We start from the raw sequence: 26,712 nt of genomic DNA, 5'->3' as shown, positions 1-26,712 counted from the left end.
CCTTTCCCGATATCAGAGGCATGCATGGAGTATTTCGCCGTAGCGCTGTACATTGTTTCTGCCATTCCTTTTTGCATCATAAAGCGCGAGGTCGGCGTGTTTCAAAAGGATTTTGGCTACACCATCCAGATTATCCGCTGAGATTATGGAATGTGACAGGCCGAAGCTTGAGGTGATTGAAATTGTTTTGTCATCCACCACAATTGGGCTCCCGGCAATGTCCAGGCGGATCGCTTCGATCAGCAGGTGTGCTTCTTGTGCAGGCGTGTCAGGCAAATAAATCATGAATTCTTCTCCGCCATATCTGCCGATGATGTCCCTTTTTCGAAGGCTGTTTTTCACGAGGCTTGCAATCTGGACCAGCACGAGATCGCCAGCTTCGTGGCCATATGTATCATTGACATGTTTGAAGTGGTCAATATCAAACATAATAAGTGAAACATCAGCACCTGGAGATATGGTGCTAAGTGAGCTTTCCATTTCACTTAGAAAATAGGCCCGATTATATATCTGGGTTAAGCTGTCAATGCTGGCCAAACGTTTAAGGGTTTTCTGCATATTTACTTTTTCCGTTACATCCGCCAGGGAGATAATTCGTCCAATTGGGTCTTTGTTCAGGGAATAGACAGGTGAAAATTGTACCTGGAAATGAACCTGTGCACCCTCTTTTTCCCACACATAATCCCCATTCCTTCCAGAGCAGATCACTTGTCTAAGCGTGCTGTTTCCATGCAGAACATCATAAATAGGCTTGCCTATAACAGATTCATTCAAAGCTGGCATAACTGGCAGCATCGCCTGGTTATAATCCACGATTGCCCCGTTCTGATTGAGAACGATGACACCCTCCTTCAAGCTTTCAAAAACCGTGTCCCTTGCTATTGGAGCGAGATTGAACATCTGGAATGAGAAGAGCGCTATGCCATGCAGAATAAAGGAAATAATCATGGATACAGGGCCTAAATCAATGCCGTAGGGACTCAGATCGTTCAGATAATAATGATTGGCCACAATCGGAACAAAGAGTCCGGCGGTCATCAACAGGATTTGAACCCGGAATCGCCAGAAGGATTTTCTTAATCGCAGTAGCAGGATGATGATACTGAACATCAGGCACATGAACAGAAAAATGGCGTGCACATAAAACCAGAATCCATATTCCAGATCCAGCACGGGAAATGGCGTATCCTCTCTCAGCCTGACTGTTGAGTAGTAAAAATGATGGAGTTTATTGGTATGATGCATAAAGATGGTCAAAATCGGGATGATGAACAGGGAAAAATACAGGCTCCTGCGCAGCTTGTGTCCGGCATATTCCAGACACATCAATAAAGTGAAAACAGGAATGAATGGCATGAACAAATATTCAATGCCCAGCCAGAATTGAATTTCTGGTAAAGTGGAACTCGACAATTCGAATGCATAGGAAAAGGTAAAGATCGCGGACAGCAGTGTTAAGATCTTATAAGGTCCGGCCCCCGGTGCATTCCTTAGTTTAAAGTGTGCAAAGAGACAAAGCGATAAGCTCAGTGCCCCTGAAAAAGTGAGAATGAGGATGTACATCCATAATTCGTGCCCCATTTGAGTTTCTCCAATGAAAATATTTTTCTCCTATTATATAATTCCTTTTTCTATAAAACTAGCTTTATATTCTTCATTAAGCTGCGGAGTTCATTATGTTACCAGATAGGTCTTTTCTTTGTCGCAGCAGCAATTGGGTGCCATGACAGGTTCTCTTTAATAGAGGCTGCCTTAATACAATCTGTTCTTATAACTTTCCTGAAGATCCTTTTCCACTTGTTCGGCGGTTTGGTTCGGCAGGTTTGTATGGGCTGCCAGCATAGCAGGGGCGGAAGGAAGGGCTTCTTTCGCAGGCCATGACTCCCCGTTCCATAATCCCGATCGGATCAATGCTTTTGCACAATGGATAAAGCATTCCTCTGCTTCTACTAAAATGCCAAATAACGGAGTGCGGCCATTGGCTATACTCATTTCTAAGAGCTCCGGGTCACGGCATATGTAAGCTTTACCATTAATTCTTAGTGTTTCGCCAAGTCCTGGTATAAGAAAAAGAAGACCAATATTGGGGTTTTCGATAAGATTATGAGCGGTATCCATTCTTCGATTGCCCGGCCGCTCCGGAATAAATAGATGCTGCTCATCAAGAACTGTCACAAACCCGGGGGCATCCCCCCTTGGCGAAACATCACATTTCCCGGCTGCATTTGAAGTGGACATCGTTAAAAAAGGCGACTTGGAAATAAAATCAATGCAGTGCTCATCGATGAAAGTGATGACTTTGCCGGCGGCACGTGCACTTGGGTGGCCGATTTCCTTCCGAAAAGACGCAAATTCTTCTTTTGTGGCTATGATATTTTTATATTTTGTATTCATGTCTATCTCCTTTTCATCATGCTTTATGCTATTTTTTGATCTCCGCTGATGTCTTTACAAGCCGGAACACAACGTAATAGATTCCGCAAAGTCCGGCTATCCCCAGCAAGGTAAGGAAAGGCATTTTTTCGGCAAATAAGATTCCAATCACAAATAGAGCAAGGCAAATGAGGATGGCAAACAGGCTTAGAAATATTCTTTTATTCTTACTCAATATTTTCACCGCTTTCTTTTTAAGATGTAAGTTTTCTGTATGTTAAAATGGGCCATATACTTAACTGGAGGTTATTGGATGGACTTTGCTGCGGACGTATTCTGGCTGGTTTTCGTTATTCTTTGTTTGTGTTTAATCCTATTTATTGCTATTAGACAGCATGAGATCAAGAAAGAGCAGGAATATATCATAAAGCTGAATCATGAGATTCTGGATCGTCTTAGGGAACCTAAGTAATATGTTAACATAAATATCCAATTAAAGGGTGTTTTGGTAAAAGGAATCTGCAGAGGTAGGGGATTTTGCAAATAGGCAGAGAGGATTTGCAAATAGAACGCTGATCCTGCAAATAGAAAAGCTTTTTTTGCAAACAGGATATCAAGAGGACTTGCAAATAGAAAGGCTGATTCTGCAAATAGAATCTTAAAACTTGCAAATAGACCACCAGCCCATCTGCTGCTGTCTGCCTTTTTTAGCAGTGCCCTTTAAAATAGTATGGGGAAACCCGGCTTCCTTGGTGGAGCCGGGTTTTTTTTGGGGGATACAGCGAGCGGGTAGGGGATTTTGCAAATAGGAAAGCTTTTTTGGCATTTTGAATATCAATCTGCTAATAGATGGATAGGACCTGCAAATAGAGAGGCTGATTCTGCAAATAGAATCTTATAACTTGCAAATAGACCACCAGCCATCTGCTGCTGTCTGCCTTTTTTAGCAGTGCCCTTTAAAATAGTATGGGGAAACCCGGCTTCCTTGATGGAGCTGGGTTTTCTTTTTGGGGATACAGCGAGCGGGTAGGGGATTTTGCAAATTGGCAGAGAGGATTTGCAAATAGAACGCTTAATTTGCAAATAGGAAAGCTTTTTTGGCAAATTGAATATCAATCTGCTAATAGATGGATAGGACCTGCAAATAGAGAGGCTGATTCTGCAAATAGAATCTTATAACTTGCAAATAGACCAGCCCATCTGCTGCTGTCTGGTTTATGCCTTTTTTAGCAATGTCCTTTATAGGCCAAAGAACCTGTCTCTCTATCCCGGCTAAGTCTCATATTCTGTTAAAATATGAAATTTTTCTACAGCATTTTTCGGGAAAAATAGATCTAATTTCCTGTTCCGTAATCTGTTAATCAGGTCTTTTGATCCTTATATGAAAAATTTGGTTTTGGTACCTTTATAGTGTATTAAAAAAATTCTGAATAATATAACTAGGAGGTAGGGAATGAGGATTAAAAGATCAGCAGTGGCCTTATTAATGTTCATGCTAATCTTCTCCAGTTCGGTATCTGCAGCCGTTGTGCCTGAGAAAACACCGAACAGCAAGGGAGAAGAAAACCGCGAGACCATCCAGGAAATAAAGAAAAGTGAGCTGGACAAGCAGTACAAGAAAACTGATATTGTCAGGGTCATCGTGGAGATGAAGACAGAGCCTTCTGTCCTTTATGCTCAAAAGCAAAAGAAGAAGTATAAAGAACTACCAGACGCAACAAAGCAGAAGCTGAAGAATGAAAAGCTGTCTGAACAGCAGAAGGTAAAGGATCGAGCTAAAAAGAATAAAGTGAAGATGATTGAGCGCGAAAGCTTTACTACAATTGTAAATGGCTTTAGTGCTGAGATGATGTATGGCGACATTGAGCTTGTAGAAGAAATGCCGGAAGTGGCGGAAGTACAAGTAGTGAACGAGTACGAAAAGCCGCAGGAAAAGCCGGATATGCTTTACAGTAAAGAGCTCGTACAGGCTCAGGAAGCTTGGCGTGATTATGGCTTTAAAGGTGAGGGCATGGTAGTCGGTGTCATTGATACCGGTATGGATCCTTCTCACCGTGACATGGTTTTAGCCGATGAATCAGAAAAGGAATTAACGAAGGCGGAAATCTCCAAGTTTAAAAAAGATAATGGCCTTCTTGGAAAATATTATTCTGAAAAAGTACCATATGGATACAACTATATGGATGAAAATGACACAATCCGTGATATCGGCCCGGATGCTTCCATGCATGGAATGCACGTTGCCGGAACTGTCGGAGCGAATGGCGATGAGGAAAACGGCGGCATTAAAGGGGTAGCACCTGAAGCCCAGATCCTTGCGCTTAAAGTATTCGGAAATGATCCGAATATGCCTTCTACATACAGTGATATTTATGTAAAGGCGATTGATGATGCGATTGTACTTGGTGCAGACGTACTGAACATGAGTCTTGGTTCTACTGCTGGGTTCGTCAGCCCTGAGTCAGCTGAACAAAAAGCGATTGCCAGGGCAGTAGAAAACGGCATTTTAATGTCTATCTCTGCGGGGAACTCTGCTCACTTTGGAAATGGTTTTGCAAATCCAAGCAGTGAAAATCCGGATATCGGTGTTTCCGGATCACCTGGTGTATCCTATGATTCTCTGCAGGTAGCATCTATTGAAAATAGTTTCATGGATCTGGATGCAGTCAACTACCAGTTCGGTGAAGAGTCCGGAAAAGCTGCATTCTTGTCAGCAGGAAATGTTCACCCGAATGATGTTGAAACGAAAACATTTGAAGTAGCCTACGGCGGATTGGGCAAGCCTGAAGAGCTGTCCGGTGTTGCTGGAAAATACGCATTAATTCAGCGCGGGGAGTTGGCATTTGTCGATAAAGCGATTAACGCCCAGAAGGCTGGAGCTGTCGGCGTCATTATCTACAATAATGCTGACGGTTATGTCAACATGGCAAGCGATCCGTCCATTACCATACCGCAGCTGTTCATGCTGAAGACAGATGGAGACAAGCTGGAAGCTGCCATTCAGGATGGCCAGACAGTCAATCTTTCTTTTAACGGAGAAAAAACAAAGTCAGCAAACCCTGAAGCAGGCAAAATGAGCGCCTTCACTTCATGGGGATTAACGCCTAACCTGGATTTCAAGCCTGAAATTACAGCTCCAGGCGGACAAATCTACTCGACTCTTGAGAATAACCAGTACGGTATGATGAGCGGTACTTCCATGGCAGCTCCTCACGTTTCCGGTGGTGCGGCACTTGTTCTTGAGAGAGTGGATACAGAATTTGGCGTAACCGGCTTTGACCGTGTCAACGTTGCGAAGAACCTGATGATGAATACAGCGGCTCCAGTCATTGATAAAGGAACCGTCAACAGTGCATTTGGATGGAATATCCCTTATTCTCCACGCCGCCAAGGTTCCGGCATCATGCAGCTTCATTCGGCATTATCATCTCCGGTTATCGTAACGGAGGCTTCAACGAATGAAGGGAAAGTGGCTTTAAAAGAGGTTGGCGATACATTTGAATTCACATTAAAAGCGCAAAACTTCAGTGATGAAGATGTGGCTTACGATGTAGCAGCGAATCTGCAGACTGATTTTGCAGCCTATGGAGAGATGGGCTGGGCAGCAGATGAACTTGAAGCTCAGAAGATTCTGGATGCTTCTGTAAAAGTGGACGGCCAGGATGCAGCAGAGGTAATCGTTCCTGCGAATGGATCTGTAAGCTTTAAAGTAAGTGTGGATGTCAGCAATGCAAAAGTGGTAGAGCCAGATATGACTGGTGATTGGGAGACTCCTGTAGACATTGACGAGGTATTCCCGAACGGATACTTTGTTGAAGGATATGTCACTTTGACAGACTCAACTGACGTGAACCCGCAATTAACGGTTCCTTATGTAGGCTTCAAGGGTGATTGGGATAAAGCTCCAATCCTTGACGGCATGAAGTATGATGACAGTTCATTCTACGGAATGGCAGGAGCAGTTTCTGAGACAGCCGAGGGCTATTCTTACTTAGGATATGATCCGGTAAACGATGCATTCAGCGGTGAAACAATCGCGATTTCTCCGAACGGGGACAAAGTTCAGGATCAATTGATTCCGGTTCTTTCATTCCTGCGAAATGCTAAACAAGCAGAATTCGCGATTACGGATGAGGATGGAAAAACACTACGAAAGCTGCGCACGGAAAACAGCCTTCGCAAGCATTATTACGATGGAGGACTTGGTCCGAATTATACGCTTAACCCGAATTGGGGCTGGGATGGAAAAATCAGCAATCAGCTTGCCGAGGATGGACAGTACTATTTTGAGATTAAGTCGGTCATCGACTATGCAGGGGCAGAATGGCAATCCGTGAAAATCCCTGTAAAAGTGGACACGGCTGCGCCAAGCGTTCAGGCTGACCTTATCGAAGGCAACACAGCATTAAAACTGGAAGCTGCTGATAACCCTGACGGTTCCGGTATTTCGTATATTGATATTTTTGTAGATGAAGAGTCTATTCTGGATGAAGCACTAAGCGGGGATACAGAAGAATTTGTTCTTCCGGAAGAACTGGAAGTGGGCTCAAATGTTAAGGTAGTAGCCTATGACTTTGCCGGCAACTCTTCTGAAGCAACTGTGGAAGTGGGCGAAGTGAGCAATGACAAGACTGTTCCATACGTGTACCTTGAAGAGCCTGAGGCACTTGAAGTGTACAACACAAATGAACTGACTGTCAGCGGCACGATTAAAGAAGAATCTGGCATGAAGGAATTTACTATTGCCGGAACACCTATTGAGACTACGTACAATGACGAAAAAGGACAATATGAATTTGAAACAAAGATGACGTTTGAAGATGGCGTTCATAGCCTGGAAGTGAAAGCAGTGGATACTGCGAATAATGCGATCTCTTTCAAGCGCACGATCATCGTCGATGCCACTGGCCCGACGGTTGAAATTGATGGACTGCCTTCAAGCAAATACATTAAGCATAATAAAAAAGACCCTGTCATCGACATCACAGTGACAGATAACTTTGACCAGCTTCGCTTCTCCCAGGACGGCAGCGAGCTATTCTACCAGGAATTCCAGGAGCCTTATGCAATGAGACCTATTGAAAAAGAGTTTAAGAAAATCAAGCTCTCATTGAAGGAAGGCTTAAACGTCTTCACGTTTGAAGCAGAGGACCTGGCCGGCAACAAAACAACCAAGACAGTCGAACTGTACAAGCTGAAAAAAGGTGAACAGCCACCGCAAAACCATGAAACCCCTGATGGCCCGGCGAAGCCTGGTAAAGGGAATGGAAAGAAAGATAAGGAATAGTGTGGAGAAACCCGGCTTCCTTGGTGGAGCCGGGTTTTCTTTTTGGCGAGACTGCTGGCCGGGGGGGGATTTGCGAATAGATGGAGCGGATCTGCAAATAGAGAGGGTGGGATTGCAAATAGAGAGGCGGGATTTGCAAATAGAACGCGTAAATTGCAAATAGGAAAGCTTTTTTTGCAAATTGGATAACAATCTGCAAATAGAGAGATTGGACCTGCAAATAGAGAGGGTGAAATTGCAAATAGAATGGCTGAATTTGCAAATAGGAAAGCTTTTTTTGTAAATTGAATATCAATCTGCAAATAGATGGAGTGGACCTGCAAATAGAGAGGCGGAATTTGCAAATAGATAAGCTTTTTCTGCAAATTGAATATCAGTCTGATTAATCTGCAAATAGAATCAAAAAAATTGTAAATAGACCATCCCATATGCTGCAGACTGGTCGGTTTTATTGCTGAGATGGATTCCTGCAGAAACTTTAAACATGGTGATATGTATATTTAAAGTATACGAATTTAAAGGAAGGAGATAGTAAGTAAAAAAGAAGGGATTGTCATGAAAAAAATTAAACCCATTAAATTAAGTTCTCATAATCCGGATAGCTCAGAAAAATTAACATCAGCCGAAATGGGCAAGCTTTGGGCTACATATATGGGAAACAGTATGGCATCATGTTTTTTAAAGTATTTTCTGCAGCATGTTGAAGATAAGGACATTAAAAGCTTATTGGAAAATGCCTTGCAGCTATCAGAAGAATTTATGGAGACCATTAAAGGTATTTTCAAGAAAGAGGGGTTTCCCATTCCTAATGGTTTTACAGAAGAGGATGTAAATTTAGGTGCTCCCAGACTGTTTATGGATGAATTTTATGTCCACTATTTAAAGTATACGGCAAAAGCAGGATTGAGTATTTATAGCATTGCCCTCCCTCTAATGTACAGAAAAGACGTAAAAGAATTTTTTAGGTATTCCATGGATTCCGCCATGGATTTAATGGAGCAGATTAAAGAGATATTAATACATAAAGGGCTAATCATTAAACCTCCGTTGATTCCAGTTCCTGAAAAAGTGGAAATTGTGCATAAGGATTTTTTGAACGGCTACCTGGGAGATAAACGCCCATTGCATGCAATGGAAATCACTCATTTTTACGATAATATTGAAAATAATGTAACAAGTAAAGCACTTATCATGGCATTTGCCCAAGTGGCAAAGGATGAAAAGATACGCAAATTGTTTGAGCGGGGAAAGGAAATTACCACAACGAATATTGAAAGTTATAAGCAAAAACTGCATGAAGAAGATTTGCCTTCTCCACCTTATCTCGATGACTTAATAACCAATTCCGCTTTCTCGCCTTTTTCTGATAAAATCATGCTCTTCCATAAGATGGATATGTTTTCAATAAAACTTAGAGCCTTTGGAAATTCAGTGGCAGTCAATGGCCGGCGCGATGTAGGGATGGTTTATTTGAAGGCAACAATGAAGAATTCACATTTTGTCCAGAGTGCTGCGAAAATCATGCTTGAGAGAGGCTGGTTTGAACAGCCTCCAACGGCTGCTGATAGAGATTGATGGTATTTTTTCCTTTATTCTTCTTTCACTAGCGGTTAAAAGTCGCTTTTCCTTGCCTAAGGAAAGCGGCTTTTTTAGTTTGATTTGTTATCAAGCTTTTTACTTAAAATTACGTTGACTATTCAGTTGAACTGTATTATCTTATTATTAAGTTGAACTATATAGCTGAACTGAATAGAGGATGAGAATATGAAACATAAATTATTACCGTTGTCTGAAACCATGCATTATATTTTATTAGCTCTGCGCGAGCCGCTCCATGGCTATGCCGTCATGCAGAAGATAGAAGAGATAAGTAACGGCTCTGTTATTTTAGCGGCTGGTACATTATACGGTGCGATTGAAAACTTGAATAAGCATGGCTGGATCGAACCTGTTGGAGAGTCAGGCCGGAGAAAAGTTTATAGGATTACTGCGGAAGGAAGCGAAATTTTGAAAATAGAACAAAACAGGCTGCTGCATATTTTATCCCTGTACGAAGGAAGTGAATCGAATGAAGAAATTTAAGATGTTTTTTGATATTGAAAAAGAGGAGCTCTGGCTGAACGAGCAATTGCAAAAAGGCTATCGCTGTACAAATATTAGCGGATTGGGCATATACACTTTCGAAAAAACAGACAACAAATATGTGATGCGGCTCGATTATCAAGATTATTTTTCAAAGAAAAAGTTTGAAGGTTACAAAGGGTTATATGAAGATTTCGGCTGGGTTTATATAAATGGGCCGTGGCTTGGCGGAATTCGATATTGGCAAAAAGAGGAAGATGGCCAAAGTCAAATCTTCTCGGATCGCCAATCAGAGAGTTATTATTATAGAAGGCTGATGGGGTATTCATCTGGTTTGGGGATACTGTTATTGTCTTTTTCGTATATGATTTACAAGGATTCAGGCCTATATTTAGCCGAAGGTCTTTGGAGTATGGAAGGTGCATTATTTTGGAAAGCCTTTATATTTGAGACTCCATTTGTCCTTTTGAGGCTGCTTCCAGTCTTTATGGCTGTGTTCTTCTGCATCAGTTTCTATAAAGCTTATCGTAAGTATACAATGTTAAATGAGAAATAGTTTACTGTCCCAGGGGGATGGTGGACAATAAACCTGTCCCTTTTTATGACCGAAAATGAAACTTTCCCTTCTGGATATTCTTAAACTATTAAAAGGGGGAACTGATTTTGGAAGAAAATACCAGTAGGTTTGATTTTTACTCGGCCATAATTATTTCAGTGATAGCGATAGTTTTAATGATCAGGAACATGTTAGCGGACATAGATTTCTTTTCCGTGACCAATGCTTTGGCTGTTTTTGCTCTAGTAGTATCCCTCAGGCAGTTATATACCCTAACCATGTCATCCCGAAAAGGGGAACCATCATGAATTTGTTCACATTTGCTCTGGCCGGATTGAATGCCGGCGATATTTTATTTCAGCTTTTGGCTTTTGCCTTTTTATTGACCATTCCTGGGATCCTTGTCATCTTCTTTTTTATTTTCAAGAGAAGAAACGACAGGTTAAAGCGAATGGAAGAAAAGCTGGATCAAATCCTTTTTAAAATGGAAAGCAAAAATAAATAGGGTTGGTGTATGGCGGGGAGCTGGTGTGCAGAATGAATCTGTGCACTTTTTTTATTAAACCAAAGGAGCTTGTGGAGGTTCGGACACAAAAAGCGAAAATCCGAATCGTGGAGTCAGAACCTGGGGCAAGTTCGGACACAAAAGACAGGAGAGGACGAGATAGAGTCAGAACCTGGTCTAACTTCGGACACAAAAAACAGGAAAGCGAGAGTCAGAGTCAGAACCTGGTCTAACTTCGGACACAAAAGACAGGAAAGCGAGAGTCAGAGTCAGAACCTGCTCTAACTTAGGACTCAAAGTGCAGGAAATCGAGAGATAGAGTCAGAATCCAGTCCAACTTCGGACACAAAAGGCAGGAAGCCTGCATTTAGAGTCAGAACCCATTGTTAATCTGAAAAAATCCCGTAAACCGCCCCTCTGCAAAAAAACCAGCTGTTAAGAAATTTGTAATAACTATATAATGTTTTGTTTAGAATCTTTGTTTATACTTCTTTCAAGACTATCAAGCTGGGTTCAACCCGGCTATTATGATACAAAACCGGGGTGACTGGATGTCCATAAAAAAACGATTGATTTTATCGAATATAGGGATGGTGCTGCTTCCTGTTGCTTTATTTTTGCTGCTGGAAATGGTCATTGGGTATGTATTGTTCTATCCTGTGAAAGGTTCAGTGGATCAGGAGGATCTTGAATTTTTCCGGTCGATTCGGATTTATCTGCTGGTCGGGGTGCTGGTTTTGACCAATGGAATCCTGACTTTCCTTGTTTCGAAAAGCATCATTGCTCCGCTTCTCCGGCTGAAGCAGTCGGCAAATGATATCAGCAGAGGAAATCTGGATACAGAAATAGTGGTTTCCGGGAAAAAGGATGAGCTGAACGAACTGGCCATGGCGTTTGAAAGCATGAGAAGCCGATTGAAGGAAGCCGCAGCGTTGCAAAAGCAGTATGAAGAAAATCAGAAGGAATTGATTGCAAGCATTTCCCATGATTTAAAAACTCCTTTAACGAGCATAAAGGGCTATATCCGCGGCCTGGCAGATGGTGTGGCGAATACGCCGGAAAAGATGGAACGATATTTGGGCACAATTGAAAAAAAAGCGGATGATATGGAAGCTTTGATTTCGGAGCTTTTATTGTATTCCAAGCTTGATTTGCCGAATGTTCCTTATGATTTGAGGGAGCTGGATTTAGCGTCCTACTTTGATGATTATCTCGAGGAGCTTCGGTTTAATCTGGCGGGACAGCCTGTCAGTCTCCGTCTTGAGTGCGAGCCGAATCAATCGTATCGGGTACAGGCTGACAGGGAGAAATTGAATCGCGTAGTTGGCAATATTGTGCAGAACAGCTTGAAATACATGAAGGAAGAAAAGAAAGAATTAGTCGTCAGGCTGTCATCAAAAGCGGAGGACGTCGCGGTTGAAATTCAGGACAATGGTGCTGGCGTTTCACACGACGAGCTTCCTCATTTATTTGACCGCTTTTACCGTACGGATGTCTCCCGGAATTCTGCCACAGGCGGCAGCGGGCTGGGTCTGGCCATTGTGAAAAAGATTATTGAAGGCCACGGGGGGACCATTTGGGCAAATGGGAGAGCCGGACAGGGGCTTAGTATCTTTTTCACGTTAAAAAAGGGGGGAAGATGATTGGAAAGAATCTTGATCATTGAAGATGAGCCCAGCATTGCTGAGCTCGAACGGGATTACCTGGAACTGAACCATTATGTGGCAGATATTGCAGCAACGGGTCAGGAAGGGCTGGAACGCTTAAAAATCAACGCCTATCGGCTGGTGCTGCTGGACTTGATGCTTCCGGATATGGACGGTTATGAAGTCTGCAGGAAAATCAGGGAGGTTTCAGAGATACCCATTATTATGGTGACGGCAAAAAATGAGGACATTGATATGATCAGGGGATTGGGCCGGGGAGCAGATGATTATATTGCCAAGCCTTTTAATCCCAATCAATTGATCGCCAGGGTGAAGGCGCATATAGCCCGGTATGACAGGCTGACTTCCAGCGGTCCCGGCAAGGACGAAGACATCAGGATTGGGGATTTGCTGATTCAGCCGGGTACACGGAAAGTATTTGAGGGCAATCAAGAAAAAATCCTTACGGCCAAAGAGTTCGACCTGCTGCTGTTCATGGCTTCCTCCCCGAACCAGGTCTTCAGCAAAGAGCATCTGCTCGAGCAGGTTTGGGGATTTGATTTCTATGGGGATGTCACAACCGTGACAGTTCATATCAGAAGGCTGAGGGAGAAAATTGAAAAAGACCCATCCGAACCGGATTATATCGAAACGGTTTGGGGCGTGGGCTATCGGTTTAAACGGTAAGAGCGTATAGATTTTTCTATGCGTTCTTTTTTTATTTCTGGATTTAATATTTCTGTAAGAATTTAATAAGAGTGCCGTTAGAACCTCTGCTTAGAATGGGTTTTGTAAATGAAACAGCAGAGGAGATGAAAGAAAATGCCAAAAAGAACATTGGCTGAAAATAGTTATATAGGATTGGGCTTGGTATATCTGGGCTGCCTGCTGATTCAGTTTTTGCTGGCGGGGATGTCGATCTTTGGTGATCCGTCCAAGTGGGCCGCCCATAAAATGTTTGTGCATTTGTTTGGCTATGCCATTCCGGTGCTGATGATGCTGAGTGCGCTGGCAGGAGGATTTGTTAAAAGGATTTATAAGGAAATGATAGCCGTTTTTCTGCTGCTGTTTGCCATGTATTTCACTGCCAATATGGGCTGGAAAATCAGCTGGATTGGAGCGTTCCACCCGGTTGCGGGAGTACTGTTTCTTGGGGCAGGCGCGGCTGCGGTCCGAAAGGTATGGAAGCCGAAGGAGCCTGTTCGCTCCAAAGAAAAAAACAGAGGGCTGCTGGTTTGGGTATTGGCTGGCGCAGCCGGCGGATTAACAGCAGGTGTTATTTTATCTAATCTGATTGGAATCATTAGTTTCTATTTATTCGATCAGCCAGTGGGGATAAAATTTCTGCCGTTTTATCTGGCTGCCTTATTCGCGGTGATGGTACCTGCCTGGCAGTATAAGAAGAAACAAAAGAAGAAGGAGGAAAAGCAATGACGCAAAAACTGACATATTTCTTTATGGTTTCATATTTATGGATCACCTTTATTATGCTGGGGGCTTTTATACTGGAGGTATTCATGGTGTATCCGAATATTTTTCATAACGTGCCGGAATCGTTTGAGGTTTCGATGGACTTTATGGAGGCTGCGAGTCCTCATACGTTTTTCCCGCCGCTTGGGTTAGCGAGCTGGATCACTGGGGCTGGGGCGCTGATTCTGGTGTGGAAAATAAAATCTGCCCGAAGCTGGGTTCTGGGAAGTATCCTTGTTATGATTCTCCTGGGGCTCGTCTCCATGATATTTGAATGGCCGCGGAATGAAATAATGTTTATTGATGGGCAGAGTGTTCATTCAGTGGAATTTCTAAAACAGACAGCAAGAGAGTTTCTGATGATCAATTGGATCAGAGTATCGTGCAATACGATTGGCGCTGTCATGGTGTTTGTGGGATTTTTAAAGTTTTATAAGAACCAATTGCATGAAAGAGAGTAGGCAAATGGAAAGGGACAGGCGGGCCTGTCCCTTTTTTAATCGATTATTTCCCCGCACCAGGGCCAACACGGCGTGTAACTGTATCCGTTTTGGCAGGATCGGTTTCTGAGGTGCTTGTAAATGTAAGGTTTGTCGGTACAGGCTTGGTTTTTGGAATTTTCACGTAAACTGGAACTTCCACTGTTTCCCCGGCTTGCACCTCAATCACATTATGCTCCAGCATGATTTCCCAGCCGGCTTCGTTCTTAGCATTGAGGCGGATAAGATCCGCAGCATTGCCCGTATTGGTTACCTTGAAGGAATAGGATGCCACCTTGCCTGGAGCGGCAAATTGGACTCTGCTGTTTTCAGCTGAGATGCCTCTTGTGGCCGGGCCTGACTCATCCATATGGCGGACGGCGACACGATAGGAGAGGGCTCCTTCGTTATCAAGCTTTTTATTTAAAATATAAAAGTGAAGACGGTTATGCTCGTCCTTATATTCGCTGACAACCCCATCTGCTGTGCCTGCCTTGAAGAGAGAATCGGAAAGTTGTCTGTAATCCCCTTTTGAATACATAGCTTCTGTTCCGTCAGGGCGTTTAAAGTCAACCTTGTTAATGTCTTCTGCATGAGAGTCGATGACCCAGATATTTGGTGCTGCTTCCGTATTTTTGGTTTTAGCAAGAAGAACGCCGGAATCTGGGGTGAAGGAGTCGAATCCTACACGATCCACTACTTCCACCGTATAGTTGTTATACCATTTTTCCCCGCGCTGCATGTCCGCACGCCAGTCGTCCTCAAGTGAATTTTTTGGCGTCAGATCTTCCATGCTGATGTTGATGCCGTGAAGGGCATTACGGCCAAACTCTTCACCGGCCGGTACCGCACGTGCCAGGATATCAGTAAAGACAGGTCCGGATTCAGCCAATTCCTCCCGGCTGATGTTCAAGTACTGGTCTTCCGATAAGAAGCCTTGCTTGATTTTGTTTCGGAGCATGTGATGCGCCGGCGCTGATCCGCCCAGGGTAGGAAGGACCATCCATCTTGTATGCGGCCCTGCAGGACCATTGAAGCTTCCGCGGCTCATTAATTCCCATGGTCCGGAATAAGAGCGGGAAACAGGCTTTCCATATGGATTATTGTAGTTATCCCCCAAATTCATAATATGGCCAAATTCATGAGCGAAGGTTCCCATTCCATCGTTTTCACCCTGGATGGAAACACCCCGGCTTGCACTGGACCAGATGCTTTTTGCAGCAAGCCATGAAGTCCAAGGGACATAGCGGGTATTGGCGGAATTCGGGAATCCTTCAAAAGGCGGGCCAAATTCCTTCGCCACATCTTCTGCTGTTTGGAACATCATTTCTCCAAACTCCTGCCAGACACCTGATTCATCATATCCGGCATGCAGGATGAAGGTGAAATCGTAATTTTTGCCTGAAGCTGCGATATCAGCTTGTGCCTTTTCTATTGCTTCAGATCTTAAATTTTTTGCCTGATACTCTTCAGGCATGTTGGATTGCTGCCCAAATTCGTTCAGTCCGTACTGGAATTCATTGTGGTCCATCCGATAGGTTCCGAATGAATCCAGTTCAACAGCCCATTTGCCATACGAATTTTCTCTCCAATATTCATTGATGGTCCGATGATTATTCAGCGGCTGCGGCTTGTTCAGGAAATCCACCCAGAACTGGCCGATTTCATCGCGCGGGATATTGCCGGTGCCAATAGGGTTGCCTGCGACTTCAGATCCTTCCGGCTGGCTTAAAATAAACTCCCGGTCAGGAAAATCGACAATGACAAGAGCTCCCCGTAATACTCTTTCAGGCTCAATATCAGCCGTACGCCAGTCAATTCCCGGCACCGGCCGGTAATCTTCCCAGGTCATATCCTCAGGAAGCTCCCAGGACTGCCCATCTGCGGGTTCCGGGAAATCTTCAAGACCCGGCTTTTCTGCATAAGCCGCAGAAGAAATGGTCATTAAAAGCAATGTAACAAAGAAGATAAAAGATTTTTTCAATTGCCTCAATTTATTTCGCCTCCCTTAATTCTAGTATTCTGGTAAATTATACAATTTTGTTTCGGTATTAAAAATATAAAATATTTAAAATATTCAAAATGATAGAGAAGACCTAAGACTGGATTCCTGTAATAACGAAAAGCAGAGGGAAGCGGTAGTCTAAAACTGCTATATTTAAAGAGAAGGGAAGCTTTCTAAGCAGGAGGGACATATGAAATTAACTATCTTTTATTCAATGCCAGGGGATGACATCTTAAAAGGAATCATGCAACTTCATAGGAACATATTCGGCGACTCTGAAGACTTAGTCAGTAAGATGAAAAGCAAATCTCATTTGCTGGTGCAGACAGCTATGGCTGAAGAAAGAGTGATTGGGTATAAAATGGGATATCCCCTTGATGATGATACCTTTTATAGCTGGTTAGGCGGAGTAGACCCTGAATACAGGGAGAACGGGATTGCTTCCATGCTAATGGAAAAGCAGCATGAATATTTAACAGAAATGGGATTTAAGATGGTGCGGACGAAGACGATGAACAAATGGAGAGGCATGCTGATTTTGAATATTAAGCATGGATTTGATGTTATTGAAACTTACACGGATGAAAAAGGACTGCATAAGATCGTGCTGGAGAAACGATTGCAAACTTAAGGCTGCCGAAAAAGGGAATGAGCGGCACTAATCGGGAGAAATAGTGCCTCTTAGAGTGAAAAAGGGGGAGCGAACGGCATAATCGGCTGGAATAGTACCTCTTAGATTAGAAAACATTAAGCGAACGGCACTAATCGGGCGGAATAGTACCTCTTAGGTTGGAAAAAGGACAGCAAACGGTATTAATCAGGCAGAATAGTACCCTTTGGTTTGGAAAACCGACGGCGAGCGGCATTAATTACGTAAAATAGAGCTCATCAGATTGGAAGACCTACGACGAGCAACGCAACAGCAACCGATTAGTTCCCCTCATTTTAGCAAAATTATTATGCTATTCTCGCCTGACCTGAAAAGGGACAGCTTCACTGTCCCATCAAGTTGTTCTTAAGTAACCTTCATTTTGGATGTCTATCTGGAATTGTATATCAGATTTCAAGTTTGGATAGTAAATGGACCGCCAGTTTTTCAGCTCTTTTCGGTCGATTTTAGTGCGATACAATTGGCCTAAGCCCAAAATATCTGCTTCGCTTTCCTGGAGTTTGGCTAACATGCTGCTGAATCGGCTTGACAGGAGATGGCTCAATTCTTTCTTGATCATGGCACTGGATGTTTTGCCTCTTGTTTCAAGTACAACAACCTTTAGGTTTATTCGGCTCTTCAAAACTGGCTGTTTATCAGTCAAGTCAGTATGGTGGTCCATGGAGTTGCCGATAATCATGACACTTGCATGATTCAGGACTTCAATTTGTCCATGGGTGCTTTCATTATTAAAAGCGTTAAATAGCAGGGTTTCGTCATTGCTGATCTGCTCCACCATCTTTCCGTTTTTAATAACGGCAGAGCCTGCTTGTTCGTAAGTTGTCGTTTCTCCCGTCACAATCAGGGGGATAGCTACATCTCGTGTATAGGAATGGATGCTGCGGTAGACTTCCCATATCCTTGTAAGGGCAATCTCCGGATTCCAGCCTGCATTTTTTTCGAAATAATCGAACATGTTGGTTCCTTTAAGATTCTTTGATTCTGAGAGTATCGAAAAAAATTCATCCATGTTCTGGTCACAAATCGTGACTAGTGCTTTTGGTGATACCTCCCGTGATCTCATGAAACCGGCGATGATGTCTTTCATGCCTTTCTCCGCTGTTTTCCGCTCAATCATAATGACTTTTACATGAAGCAGATCTACGCTGGTTTCCATGTTTCGGCTGATGACATCAACCGCGTGGGAAATGGTCTTCCCCGTACCGGATACAACCTTTACTTCCATAGACCCTTCCACAGGCTCAGGGATTTTTAGGAAAACCTTGTATTGATCGTCTTCAACAGTAGAAATGCCAAGGACAACAGGAAGTGTCCGATGATTGATATCCCTAATATCCCAGCAGCCGGTTAATGTCATCATTGCCAGAAGGAGACAGACAGTAATAGGGGCTTTAGGTTTTAAATTAAATGGTTTCATTTTTACCCTTCCTCTTCATGCGGCGTCCAAAGAAAAAGATTGAAAATGGAATGGCTATCAAAATGTAGAACCTCAGGAACGTATTCCACCAAAATAATTTCTCGACATCTTTCCAGTCCGGGATTAAAAAACATGAAAAATAGACTGCGGCAGATAGGGCGAGCAATAATTTTACCGGTTTAACGGAAGGAAGGTAATGACTTAAGATTCTGATTGTTTTCCAGGATACAAGGGCTAGGTAAAGCATGATAAAAGAGATGAGGCTCAACAGAAAAAACATCGTGACCCTGTCGAACATCAGCCAATTAATATTAATGGCATCCACGGCCACTACATAGGGCAGGAAGGTTGTAGCTGAGGTGGCCTGCCCAAAAGTCAGGACCGGAATATAGACTGAAAAAAGGAAAAAGGGAATAAGAAAGGCGGCAGCCCATAATACATATTTTCTGTCATAGGAGAAATAAGGCTGGACAAAACCGAGAAACAGAAAGCCTCCGGAAAAAGCAAAAAAGCTTTCCAAGTATGTTCTCTTTATGATGAAACCGAGATCTGCATCTAAAGGAACTAAGTACCTCCAATCCACGTTTTGAAAAGAAGTGAAGAAAATAAAGATGATGATGGGAAGAAATAAAAGGGATAGGAGGAGTCCTGTGCGAAAAATAGTTTCGACTCCTTTGGCTGCTATATAGGTCGAAATAGATATCAATAAGAGCATGATGGCCCATAAAGGAGTGTTTGATAAAAAGACAATAGTAATGATTTCGGCATAGGCCCGGAGCGTAATTAATAAAATCATACTGAAATATAAGAAAACCGGGGCGATAAAAAGGATCGCTGTGCCTTTTCCGATCCCCGCATAGATGCGAATGATGTCTTTTTTCGGAAAATAGCTTAGTCCCTTCATATAAATAGAGATGAAAATGAAATGAATGATCACGCCGACCAGAACAGGAAGCCAGTGGCCCTGTTCTGTACTTGAAATCACATTGCCCGGATACATAAAGAAAATCAGGCCCAAATGGCTGATGATGTACATCAGCATGACATGCAAACTTTTATCCGCCATTGCTTTCATTCCCTTTTACATTTAAGTAGAGATAGGACTTTCCATAGGTATTGAGGCTTGCCAGGTAAGCGCCAATGAAAACCAAGCCGGCAACCAGCCCTAAGATGCCAAATATTGCCGCGAGAAGCACAATGGCGTATTTGAACAGCCGAATGGAGACAGCATTCTGAAATCCGACGATGGTTGAATTGGCAATGGTTGTGGCGGCAAGAATGATGATCAGCAGATTGCTGACTAATTTTGCTTCCACGGCAGCCTGTCCCAGGATAATTCCTCCGACCATTGTAATGGTGGGGCCAATGGATTTCGGCAGCCTTACACTTGCTTCCAGGATTAATTCAAGGATGACTAGCATGAGAATAATTTCTACCAAAGCCGGATATGGAACCCCCTCACGGCTTTGGGCAACTGATAAAGCAAGCTGAATCTGCAATACTTCAGGGTTGACTGAGACCAAAGCCACATAAAGCCCAGGACTGATCAGCGTCACCAGAATGCCGATGATTCTGATAATCCTAATGGCAAACATAATAGGAAGAGGAAAATTCCGGTCATTTTCAATAGCAAACATATCCCAGAACAGACTTGGGAGAATGAGAGCAAAAGGCAATCGATCTACGAACAGAACGACTTTTCCTTTTTTCAGATTCTGAACCGCATGATGGGGCAGCTCAGTCGTATTAAACTTTGAAATCGCATTCCAAGACGGAAACCCCAGCATTTTGGCAAGCCCCTGCAGATCACATGCTTCCATTTGGATATTTTTTTCAATATGATCACGAATGCTGTTAACCAGATTCACATCCGCTTGGCCGTTTAAATACAGCAATGATAATTTGTTTTTGCGGCTGCAGCCGGCTAAAAAAGAGTCGATTCTGATTTCGTCTGAATTCATCAGTTTTCGGACGATGCCGATATTAGTATCGATTCCTTCTGTAAAGGAATCCAATGCCCCTTGAATAACATTTTCATTTGTGGGTGAATCAATCGAACGATCGAGCATAGCGGATACAGGCTCCATAATGATAAAACGGTCGGTGTTTTCAAAATGGATTACCAGCTTGCCTTCATAAATGGATGAAATGGCTTTTTGGACATCCCCTTCAAATACTTCCCCAATGGCCCGCCATAAATCCTCAGCAGGCTGATTCTGCAAAAGGATACTCTCCGCATGTTTGTGAAGCACCGTTCTCGTTTTAATAAAATCGATGAGTGTATTAAATCCCAGCAGCATCACGGCAGCATCGGCAAGATAGTCCCTTTGAAGATGAAAATCTCCGTTGTTCCCAAGCTCTGCTTTTATTTCATTAATAAATCGATCCATTGCGGGTTACCCTTTCGTAAAGACATAAATATTATTAACTTTCGCTTGCTGGAAAATTTTATTCCTAAAAAATTGTTTTAGCCCTCGGCTAAAAAAGAGAGGGGTGGACATCTTAAGCCTTTAAAGTGTTAATATAGGCGACTTTTCATAAGTGAAATGTCCAGTGAACGGCAATAATCAATCCAACTATCCCCCTCAAATCAGCCTGCCGCAAGCAAACAAACAGCCTCTTAATCCCGCTGGTCATCAAGAGAGTTCCGCCACCCAAAAAAGGAATTATCAAAACCAGGGAGGAATAAGTAATGCGGGAGGAATGACAATGAGAATTATCGCAGTTCACGAACATCCTCATTTATTGGATAGCGCAGTTCAATTTTTCTGGGAGAAGTGGGGAACAGAAGAAAACTTCACTTTTTACCAGGATTGCATGATTCACTCCGGGAAAACTGAGGACGGGATTCCGAGGTTTTATGCAGCCATCCAGGATGAGCAATTCATTGGCACGTATGCATTAATCCGCAATGATCTTAATAGCCGGCAGGATTTGCATCCGTGGCTGGCATGTCTGTACATTGACCCGGACTGCAGAGGGAAGCAGTTTGGCGCCCGGCTGCTTGATCATGCTATTGAAGAAGCGGCGAACCTTGGATTTAAAAAACTCTATCTTCAGACGGATTTGGAAGGGTATTATGAAAAATACGGCTGGACGCATCGAGGAGAGGTGTATGGGGCGGGCGGCGGCTCCATTCCCTTTTTTGAAAAGGGGACAGGGACTTAAAAAGTAACGCTCAGGAAGAATCCTGAGCGTTTTGCTGAATGCTTATGATCTTTTTCCAAAAAACGTACCGGTCACTTCCTGTTCCTGCAGGGATAGAAGCTCGGAGACGGTAATGAATTCGTAGCCCTCTTTTTCCAGGTACTTCAGCAGGTCTGGAAGTGCTTGAGCAGTTGGCATATGGATGTCGTGCATTAAGACGATTGAGCCTGGCACGGTATTGGCCTTCACAATTTTTTGAATCGATGAAGCGTTTAGTGTTTTCCAGTCAAGTGAGTCGACAGACCAAAGAATAAGCGGTGTATGGGCCATTCCGGCAATTTTTTTCACATCTTCATTCATGGCGCCATAAGGCGGACGGACGGTTGCGGGAAGCTGGCCGCTTGCTTCCTTGATTTTGGCGCTGGCCTCTTCCATTTCTTTGCGGATTTCTTTTTCGCCGAGAGAAGAAAGGTCCGCATGGCTGTCACTGTGATTTCCGATTTCATGGCCTTCCGCAGCCACTTGGCTTGCGAGTGCAGGATAAAATTGCGCCTGACTGCCAAGCATATAAAAGGTAGCCTTTGCGTTATACTTCTTTAAAATATCCAATATAAGCGGTGTGACTTTCGGGTGCGGCCCATCATCAAAGGTAAGAGCAATATACTTGCCGTTTGGATCAAGTGGAGCTGCTTCCTGTTCTTCGACTTCGGGTTCAGGCAGCTGGATGTCAGGGAGCTTCAAATGCAGGGCAATTTCATCCTTTAAGAGGGGACGAATCTGTTCGATTGGAATTTTTACCTTGACCGCTCCGGCTGCTCCTGCCGCAATTTCATATTCGTTAAAATAAAGCGTGAAATTCTTGCCGCTCAGTGACCATTTCCAGCTCGACGGATTTTTCAGCGCTTCGTCCAGCAGGTCATTAAACAGATAGTCCTGGAGCTCTTCCTTCTGGCCAATTTGGTTTTTTATCATCGTTCTGAGCGTTGTCAGGGAATCCTCATCCATATGGATGACATCTGCAAGCTGCACCATTTTCTGATTCGCAAGGTCGATCGTGAACGTTTTGACCGCGGCCTGCCCATTGGCGCCGCCGGTGTACTGGTAGGCTTCAAATACCAGGGTGTACATGGTATCGGAGGCCTTTTTCGGCTCAGCTTTGATATTGAGATGGGCACGGAATTCTTCGCTGTCCAGCACTTGCCGGTTTGCCTGCACAAGTTCCAGGAATTCCATTTCCTGAGCCTGAATCCACTCTTTCATGGGTTTGTTTAAATTCTCAATTTTAGTTATAGGAGTACTGATCGCAAGGGTATAAGATTTCGTTTCCTTTGTCCGGGTTTCTAGGTTTAATCCGGGGAAAGCTGCCGGGGAAGTTGTTTCTGTTCTGGAAAAGGCCTGCAGGCTGGTGTCAGCTCCAGAGCTGATGAAATAATAGATGCCTGCAATGAAGATGCTGAATAATACCCATGATGGCCATTTTAACCGCTTAAGCAATGATATCCTTTCCTTTCCTGTCTTTAAAATTATGACTCTCCAAATATATAATTATATCAGGAAATCTTCGGGCTGGAGAAAAATTCACCATTTACTTTTAAAAAAATATAGTATAGAATAACACTTTAATCCGACTAAAGTGATAAGAAAAGGAGTGAATAAGGTTGGCTCAAGTAGAAGTTAAAAGTAAATCATGGGTTTCAGCACCAACAACAGTTGTTTCAAACTTAAATCCGATTCAAAAGCCTTTTGTTGCAGCGGGCGTTCTTGCAGCTATCATTTTGTTCATTTCCATTATAAATGCAGCGAACATGACACAGGGAGTTCTATTTATTATTGGAATTGCACTCGGCATGACCTTGCTTCATGCCCGCTTCGGCTTCACATCTGCATTCAGGCGCTTTGCAAGCGTCGGAAACGGGCAGGGCCTGCAGGCGCATATGCTGATGCTGGCAGTTGCTTCAGCTTTATTTGCAATTATTTTAAGCACAGGCTTCAGTTTTACAGGAATTGAGCCTAAAGGATATGTTTCTCCTGTAGGAGTCAGCGTCCTGTTTGGTTCCTTTATTTTTGGAATAGGGATGCAGCTTGGGAATGGCTGTGCATCCGGTACTTTATATTCTGTAGGCGGAGGGCAATCCTCCATGATCCTGACACTGATTTCTTTCATCGCTGGTTCCACGATTGGAGCGTACCACTTTTCATTTTGGATGGAAGAAACACCGTCATTGCCGCCAATCTCCCTGGCTACCTCTACGGGACTCGGATACGGCGGAGCATTGGTTCTGCAGCTTGCGTTGTTTGCCTTAATCTATTGGGTGACCCTGCAAATCGCGAAAAAGCGTAAAGCGCCAATGATGAAAGCCTTGCCTACAACGGCCGGCTGGAAAAAAATCCTGCGGGGCTCATGGCCATTATTCGCAGCGGCAATCGTATTGGCTTTACTGAATGCATTGACTCTGACAGTCCGCGGAACGCCTTGGGGCATCACATCCGCGTTCGCATTATGGGGTGGAAAAACGCTGATGGCAATGGGCATCGACGTAACCTCATGGGGTTATTTTGCAAGTGAGCCCAATTTAGCGGCTTTGAAAAACACTGTTCTTGCTGATTCTACAAGTGTTATGAACTTCGGCATCATCCTGGGTGCCTTTATTTCAGCGGCATCACAGGGAACGTTCAAGCCTGGGAAAATTAAGCCGGGTGTAGCAGGTGCTGCGATTGTCGGCGGACTGCTGATGGGATATGGTTCCCGTCTCGCATTCGGATGTAACATCGGCGCCTATTTCGGCGGAATTGCATCCTTCAGCCTGCACGGCTGGGTATGGGCGATCATGGCGATGCTTGGAACCGGCGTTGCTCTGTTCATCCGTCCGCTGTTTGGATTGAAGAACCCGAAATCAACGGATTCGGTTTGTTAATGGATAGCCTGGTGCTCTTGATGAGTGCCAGGCTTTTTTTTGTTAAAACTGGCGGTAAGCTCCTGCCAATTCCCTCCCTCAGATTCAACTTCAGCAAAACTGGCGAAGCTCACACTTACAAGACTTTCCTCCTATTCCTTATAAAAAACATTTTTTTGAAAAATATTGAATTTTAGGAAAAAGTAATCTATTAATATTTCTGCTCTCGAAATATAATGAGTGGCAAATAGTAGAGGAGGGATTATATGAAAAAGAAAAAGCTTCTCAGACCTGCAGCTGTGTTAGCGGTCATTTCTATGACTCTATCATCACTTGCCTACACGCCTTCAAATGCAGCTGCGAAAGAAGAGCCTGTACAGGCAGCACAAATCGAGGATGTAAAGTCTCAGCCAATTTATTCATATGAAGAGGCGATTCGTGAGACGATCTATGTCGAGTCCACACTTGATTCGGATGAAAACGGAAAAGCAGACCGGATTGCCGTAGATATCATCCGTCCGAAAGAAACAGAAGAGGGATTGAAGGTTCCCGTGATCATGGATGCGAGCCCATACTATGAGAGTCTTGGGCGCGGAAATGAAAGTGAAGTGAAAGACCGGGACAAGGATGGTGTGAACGAGAAGTTTCCTCTATTTTATGATAATTATTTTGTTCCAAGAGGGTATGCAGTAGCATTGCCCGAGATGGTTGGAACGAACAATTCTGATGGCTGCCCGACAACTGGCGGATATGAAGAGATTGAGAGCATCCGTGTTGTAATTGACTGGATGAATGGCAGAGCAAAAGCATGGGATCAAGATCATAAAGAAGTAAAAGCAGAATGGACAACCGGGAATGTAGGCATGATTGGAAAGTCCTATGATGGTACACTGGCAAATGGGGTTGCCGCTACAGGAGTAGAAGGCTTAAAGACCATTGTTCCAATTGGCGCCATAAGCAGCTGGTACAATTATTACCGTTATGAGGGACTTACATATTACAACAACGGGCCAGGCGGCCTGGCCAGCAGAGTTGCAAGCAGCTCCCGCAAAGAGGCCTGCAAGCCGGTGTTCGATCGCTTGAACTCAGAAGCGGATGATCCATCAGGAGATTATAATGAGTTTTGGGATGAACGAAATTACGTGAAAGACGTTAAAAACGTAAAAGCAAGTGTGTTTGCGGTCCATGGATTAAACGATTACAATGTGAAAATGAATCACCTTGCGGACTGGTGGACAGCACTTGCGAAAGAAGATGTACCGCGTAAATTATGGCTCACTCAAACCGGCCATGTCGATCCATTTGACTTCCGCAGGGCAGAGTGGGTTGATACCCTTCACCGCTGGTTTGATTACTGGCTGATGGATATGGAGAATGGCATTATGGATGAGCCTGCTGTTGATATTGAAAGAGGCGCGGATAATTGGGAAACTCAAGCTTCCTGGCCGGATCAAAATGCGGCAGATGTCAAGATCCGTCTGGCACCAGGCGAGAATGACCAGACAAATGGCACGCTGACAACAGGACCTGTGAAGGGCAATTTTAAACAATCTTTTACAGATAACCCAACACAAACGGAGCAGCAGATGGTCACGAATGAAACGGCTGTCAAAAGCGACCGCCTGGCATTTTTATCTCCACAGCTTAAAGAAGACGTCCGTTTGAGCGGCATACCTGAAATTTCACTTCGGGCAAAGGTAGATAAAGAAGACTCCAACTTAACAGTTCTCATTGTAGACTATGGAACAGATACCCGCATCAATCATGAGGGTCCAGGAGAGGGTGTCCGGACACTTGATACAGAAACCTGCTGGGGAGAAAGCAGTTCAACAGATGATGCCTGCTACAAAGAAACAGAGAAAACCACTCACACAGCACCATATGAAGTTGTGACAAGAGGATGGTTTGATCCGCAGAACTGGAAAACGATTGAGCAGGACGACCCTTTAAAAGAGGGCAAGAATTATAAGTTTGAATGGGGTGTTTTGCCCGAAGACTACGTATTTAAGGAAGGTCACCGAATTGGCATCATCATCGCCGGAAGTGACCGGAGACGTGCCATTCCTTCAACAACAGGCGCGACATTTGAAGTAAAAATGGGGCAAAGTTATATCAGTCTTCCTGTTGTGGGCGGAAGAAAAGCGGTTGAATTTTAATAGAATAGAAGAGGCGGGTCTGCAG

Annotated in this window: 23 protein-coding genes; 15 read left to right on the top strand and 8 right to left on the bottom strand. The window is 43.7% G+C overall.

Annotation, left to right across the window (positions count from 1 at the left end):
- Positions 1 to 12 precede the first annotated feature (12 nt).
- From CE058_RS21210 to CE058_RS21200, 3 genes are all read right to left on the bottom strand, one after another.
- The gene (locus CE058_RS21210; protein ID WP_163144973.1) at positions 13 to 1,581 is read right to left on the bottom strand and encodes a histidine kinase N-terminal 7TM domain-containing diguanylate cyclase; all 1,569 of its coding nucleotides are present in this window, start codon (positions 1,579 to 1,581) and stop codon (positions 13 to 15) included.
- A 171-nt stretch (positions 1,582 to 1,752) separates the two neighbouring features.
- A complete protein-coding gene (locus CE058_RS21205; protein ID WP_048009562.1) occupies positions 1,753 to 2,394 on the bottom strand; it encodes a pyridoxamine 5'-phosphate oxidase family protein in 642 nt (213 codons plus the stop codon).
- Between the two features lie 28 nt (positions 2,395 to 2,422).
- Entirely contained in the window at positions 2,423 to 2,617 is a 195-nt protein-coding gene (locus tag CE058_RS21200) for a hypothetical protein (RefSeq protein WP_412059438.1), read from the bottom strand.
- A 69-nt stretch (positions 2,618 to 2,686) separates the two neighbouring features.
- Between CE058_RS21200 and CE058_RS21195 the strand changes: the two genes are divergently transcribed.
- From CE058_RS21195 to CE058_RS21145, 11 genes are all read left to right on the top strand, one after another.
- Complete coding sequence (locus tag CE058_RS21195; RefSeq protein ID WP_156185145.1) at positions 2,687 to 2,845, top strand: hypothetical protein; 159 nt, start codon at positions 2,687 to 2,689, stop codon at positions 2,843 to 2,845.
- 981 nt (positions 2,846 to 3,826) lie between these two features.
- The gene (locus CE058_RS21190) at positions 3,827 to 7,660 is read left to right on the top strand and encodes a S8 family serine peptidase (protein ID WP_163144972.1); all 3,834 of its coding nucleotides are present in this window, start codon (positions 3,827 to 3,829) and stop codon (positions 7,658 to 7,660) included.
- A 555-nt stretch (positions 7,661 to 8,215) separates the two neighbouring features.
- Positions 8,216 to 9,235: a DUF3231 family protein gene (locus CE058_RS21185; RefSeq protein ID WP_163144971.1), complete on the top strand. Its 1,020-nt coding sequence runs from the start codon at positions 8,216 to 8,218 to the stop codon at positions 9,233 to 9,235.
- A 189-nt stretch (positions 9,236 to 9,424) separates the two neighbouring features.
- Positions 9,425 to 9,742: a PadR family transcriptional regulator gene (locus tag CE058_RS21180; protein WP_163144970.1), complete on the top strand. Its 318-nt coding sequence runs from the start codon at positions 9,425 to 9,427 to the stop codon at positions 9,740 to 9,742.
- Positions 9,729 to 10,298: a DUF2812 domain-containing protein gene (locus CE058_RS21175; protein ID WP_163144969.1), complete on the top strand. Its 570-nt coding sequence runs from the start codon at positions 9,729 to 9,731 to the stop codon at positions 10,296 to 10,298. Before CE058_RS21180 ends, CE058_RS21175 begins: the two co-directional genes overlap by 14 nt.
- Before the next feature lie 107 nt (positions 10,299 to 10,405).
- On the top strand, positions 10,406 to 10,606 hold the full coding sequence (locus CE058_RS21170; RefSeq protein ID WP_163144968.1) for a hypothetical protein: 201 nt from the start codon (positions 10,406 to 10,408) through the stop codon (positions 10,604 to 10,606).
- Entirely contained in the window at positions 10,603 to 10,803 is a 201-nt protein-coding gene (locus CE058_RS21165; protein ID WP_048009554.1) for a hypothetical protein, read from the top strand. Before CE058_RS21170 ends, CE058_RS21165 begins: the two co-directional genes overlap by 4 nt.
- Positions 10,804 to 11,354: 551 nt before the next feature.
- Positions 11,355 to 12,446, top strand: a complete 1,092-nt coding sequence (locus CE058_RS21160) for a sensor histidine kinase (protein WP_163144967.1) — start codon at positions 11,355 to 11,357, stop codon at positions 12,444 to 12,446.
- Positions 12,447 to 13,136, top strand: coding sequence for a response regulator transcription factor (locus tag CE058_RS21155; protein ID WP_163144966.1), 690 nt, complete (start codon positions 12,447 to 12,449; stop codon positions 13,134 to 13,136).
- Positions 13,137 to 13,271: 135 nt separating this feature from the next.
- The gene (locus CE058_RS21150; protein ID WP_241746574.1) at positions 13,272 to 13,883 is read left to right on the top strand and encodes a DUF5957 family protein; all 612 of its coding nucleotides are present in this window, start codon (positions 13,272 to 13,274) and stop codon (positions 13,881 to 13,883) included.
- On the top strand, positions 13,880 to 14,380 hold the full coding sequence (locus tag CE058_RS21145; RefSeq protein WP_163144965.1) for a hypothetical protein: 501 nt from the start codon (positions 13,880 to 13,882) through the stop codon (positions 14,378 to 14,380). The genes CE058_RS21150 and CE058_RS21145 overlap by 4 nt, the downstream gene beginning before the upstream one ends.
- Before the next feature lie 43 nt (positions 14,381 to 14,423).
- Here CE058_RS21145 and CE058_RS21140 read toward each other — a convergent pair whose 3' ends face one another.
- Positions 14,424 to 16,391, bottom strand: a complete 1,968-nt coding sequence (locus CE058_RS21140; protein WP_163144964.1) for a M6 family metalloprotease domain-containing protein — start codon at positions 16,389 to 16,391, stop codon at positions 14,424 to 14,426.
- Between the two features lie 202 nt (positions 16,392 to 16,593).
- Here CE058_RS21140 and CE058_RS21135 point away from each other — a divergent pair, with 202 nt between their 5' ends.
- Positions 16,594 to 17,034 carry a GNAT family N-acetyltransferase gene (locus CE058_RS21135; RefSeq protein WP_204260562.1) on the top strand — a complete coding sequence of 147 codons (441 nt, stop codon included), beginning with the start codon at positions 16,594 to 16,596 and terminating at the stop codon, positions 17,032 to 17,034.
- 373 nt (positions 17,035 to 17,407) lie between these two features.
- On the opposite strand, the gene CE058_RS21130 is transcribed toward CE058_RS21135, so the two are convergent.
- From CE058_RS21130 to CE058_RS21120, 3 genes are read right to left on the bottom strand one after another with little or no spacing between them, the layout of a single operon-like run.
- Positions 17,408 to 18,490: a Ger(x)C family spore germination protein gene (locus CE058_RS21130; protein WP_163144963.1), complete on the bottom strand. Its 1,083-nt coding sequence runs from the start codon at positions 18,488 to 18,490 to the stop codon at positions 17,408 to 17,410.
- Entirely contained in the window at positions 18,477 to 19,556 is a 1,080-nt protein-coding gene (locus tag CE058_RS21125) for a GerAB/ArcD/ProY family transporter (RefSeq protein WP_048009545.1), read from the bottom strand. Before CE058_RS21125 ends, CE058_RS21130 begins: the two co-directional genes overlap by 14 nt.
- A complete protein-coding gene (locus tag CE058_RS21120; protein ID WP_048009544.1) occupies positions 19,546 to 20,880 on the bottom strand; it encodes a spore germination protein in 1,335 nt (444 codons plus the stop codon). The genes CE058_RS21125 and CE058_RS21120 overlap by 11 nt, the downstream gene beginning before the upstream one ends.
- Before the next feature lie 319 nt (positions 20,881 to 21,199).
- Here CE058_RS21120 and CE058_RS21115 point away from each other — a divergent pair, with 319 nt between their 5' ends.
- Positions 21,200 to 21,658 (top strand): GNAT family N-acetyltransferase, encoded by a 459-nt coding sequence (locus CE058_RS21115; RefSeq protein WP_048009543.1) that lies wholly within the window; start codon positions 21,200 to 21,202, stop codon positions 21,656 to 21,658.
- A gap of 42 nt (positions 21,659 to 21,700) precedes the next feature.
- Here the strand turns inward: CE058_RS21115 and CE058_RS21110 are convergent, their stop codons facing one another.
- On the bottom strand, positions 21,701 to 23,131 hold the full coding sequence (locus tag CE058_RS21110; protein WP_163144962.1) for a polysaccharide deacetylase family protein: 1,431 nt from the start codon (positions 23,129 to 23,131) through the stop codon (positions 21,701 to 21,703).
- Positions 23,132 to 23,295: 164 nt separating this feature from the next.
- Between CE058_RS21110 and CE058_RS21105 the strand changes: the two genes are divergently transcribed.
- Both CE058_RS21105 and CE058_RS21100 read left to right on the top strand, forming a co-directional pair.
- A complete protein-coding gene (locus CE058_RS21105; protein WP_082138966.1) occupies positions 23,296 to 24,552 on the top strand; it encodes a YeeE/YedE family protein in 1,257 nt (418 codons plus the stop codon).
- A 245-nt stretch (positions 24,553 to 24,797) separates the two neighbouring features.
- Positions 24,798 to 26,687 carry a Xaa-Pro dipeptidyl-peptidase gene (locus tag CE058_RS21100; protein ID WP_163144961.1) on the top strand — a complete coding sequence of 630 codons (1,890 nt, stop codon included), beginning with the start codon at positions 24,798 to 24,800 and terminating at the stop codon, positions 26,685 to 26,687.
- Positions 26,688 to 26,712 lie beyond the last annotated feature (25 nt).

Origin of the sequence: Bacillus sp. 22-7 (genome assembly GCF_010628845.1) — a bacterium.
Classification (GTDB): domain Bacteria; phylum Bacillota; class Bacilli; order Bacillales; family Cytobacillaceae; genus Cytobacillus; species Cytobacillus firmus_B.
Note: the sequence above shows the minus strand (reverse complement) of the source record. Positions and strands in the feature narration are given on the sequence as shown.

Coding starts and splice junctions, on each gene's coding strand:
- CE058_RS21210 (WP_163144973.1), bottom strand. CDS start 1,581: ATGGGGCACGAATTATGGATGTACATCCTCATTCTCACTTTTTCAGGG.
- CE058_RS21205 (WP_048009562.1), bottom strand. CDS start 2,394: ATGAATACAAAATATAAAAATATCATAGCCACAAAAGAAGAATTTGCG.
- CE058_RS21195 (WP_156185145.1), top strand. CDS start 2,687: ATGGACTTTGCTGCGGACGTATTCTGGCTGGTTTTCGTTATTCTTTGT.
- CE058_RS21190 (WP_163144972.1), top strand. CDS start 3,827: ATGAGGATTAAAAGATCAGCAGTGGCCTTATTAATGTTCATGCTAATC.
- CE058_RS21185 (WP_163144971.1), top strand. CDS start 8,216: ATGAAAAAAATTAAACCCATTAAATTAAGTTCTCATAATCCGGATAGC.
- CE058_RS21180 (WP_163144970.1), top strand. CDS start 9,425: ATGAAACATAAATTATTACCGTTGTCTGAAACCATGCATTATATTTTA.
- CE058_RS21175 (WP_163144969.1), top strand. CDS start 9,729: ATGAAGAAATTTAAGATGTTTTTTGATATTGAAAAAGAGGAGCTCTGG.
- CE058_RS21165 (WP_048009554.1), top strand. CDS start 10,603: ATGAATTTGTTCACATTTGCTCTGGCCGGATTGAATGCCGGCGATATT.
- CE058_RS21160 (WP_163144967.1), top strand. CDS start 11,355: ATGTCCATAAAAAAACGATTGATTTTATCGAATATAGGGATGGTGCTG.
- CE058_RS21150 (WP_241746574.1), top strand. CDS start 13,272: ATGCCAAAAAGAACATTGGCTGAAAATAGTTATATAGGATTGGGCTTG.
- CE058_RS21145 (WP_163144965.1), top strand. CDS start 13,880: ATGACGCAAAAACTGACATATTTCTTTATGGTTTCATATTTATGGATC.
- CE058_RS21135 (WP_204260562.1), top strand. CDS start 16,594: ATGAAATTAACTATCTTTTATTCAATGCCAGGGGATGACATCTTAAAA.
- CE058_RS21130 (WP_163144963.1), bottom strand. CDS start 18,490: ATGAAACCATTTAATTTAAAACCTAAAGCCCCTATTACTGTCTGTCTC.
- CE058_RS21125 (WP_048009545.1), bottom strand. CDS start 19,556: ATGGCGGATAAAAGTTTGCATGTCATGCTGATGTACATCATCAGCCAT.
- CE058_RS21120 (WP_048009544.1), bottom strand. CDS start 20,880: ATGGATCGATTTATTAATGAAATAAAAGCAGAGCTTGGGAACAACGGA.
- CE058_RS21115 (WP_048009543.1), top strand. CDS start 21,200: ATGAGAATTATCGCAGTTCACGAACATCCTCATTTATTGGATAGCGCA.
- CE058_RS21100 (WP_163144961.1), top strand. CDS start 24,798: ATGAAAAAGAAAAAGCTTCTCAGACCTGCAGCTGTGTTAGCGGTCATT.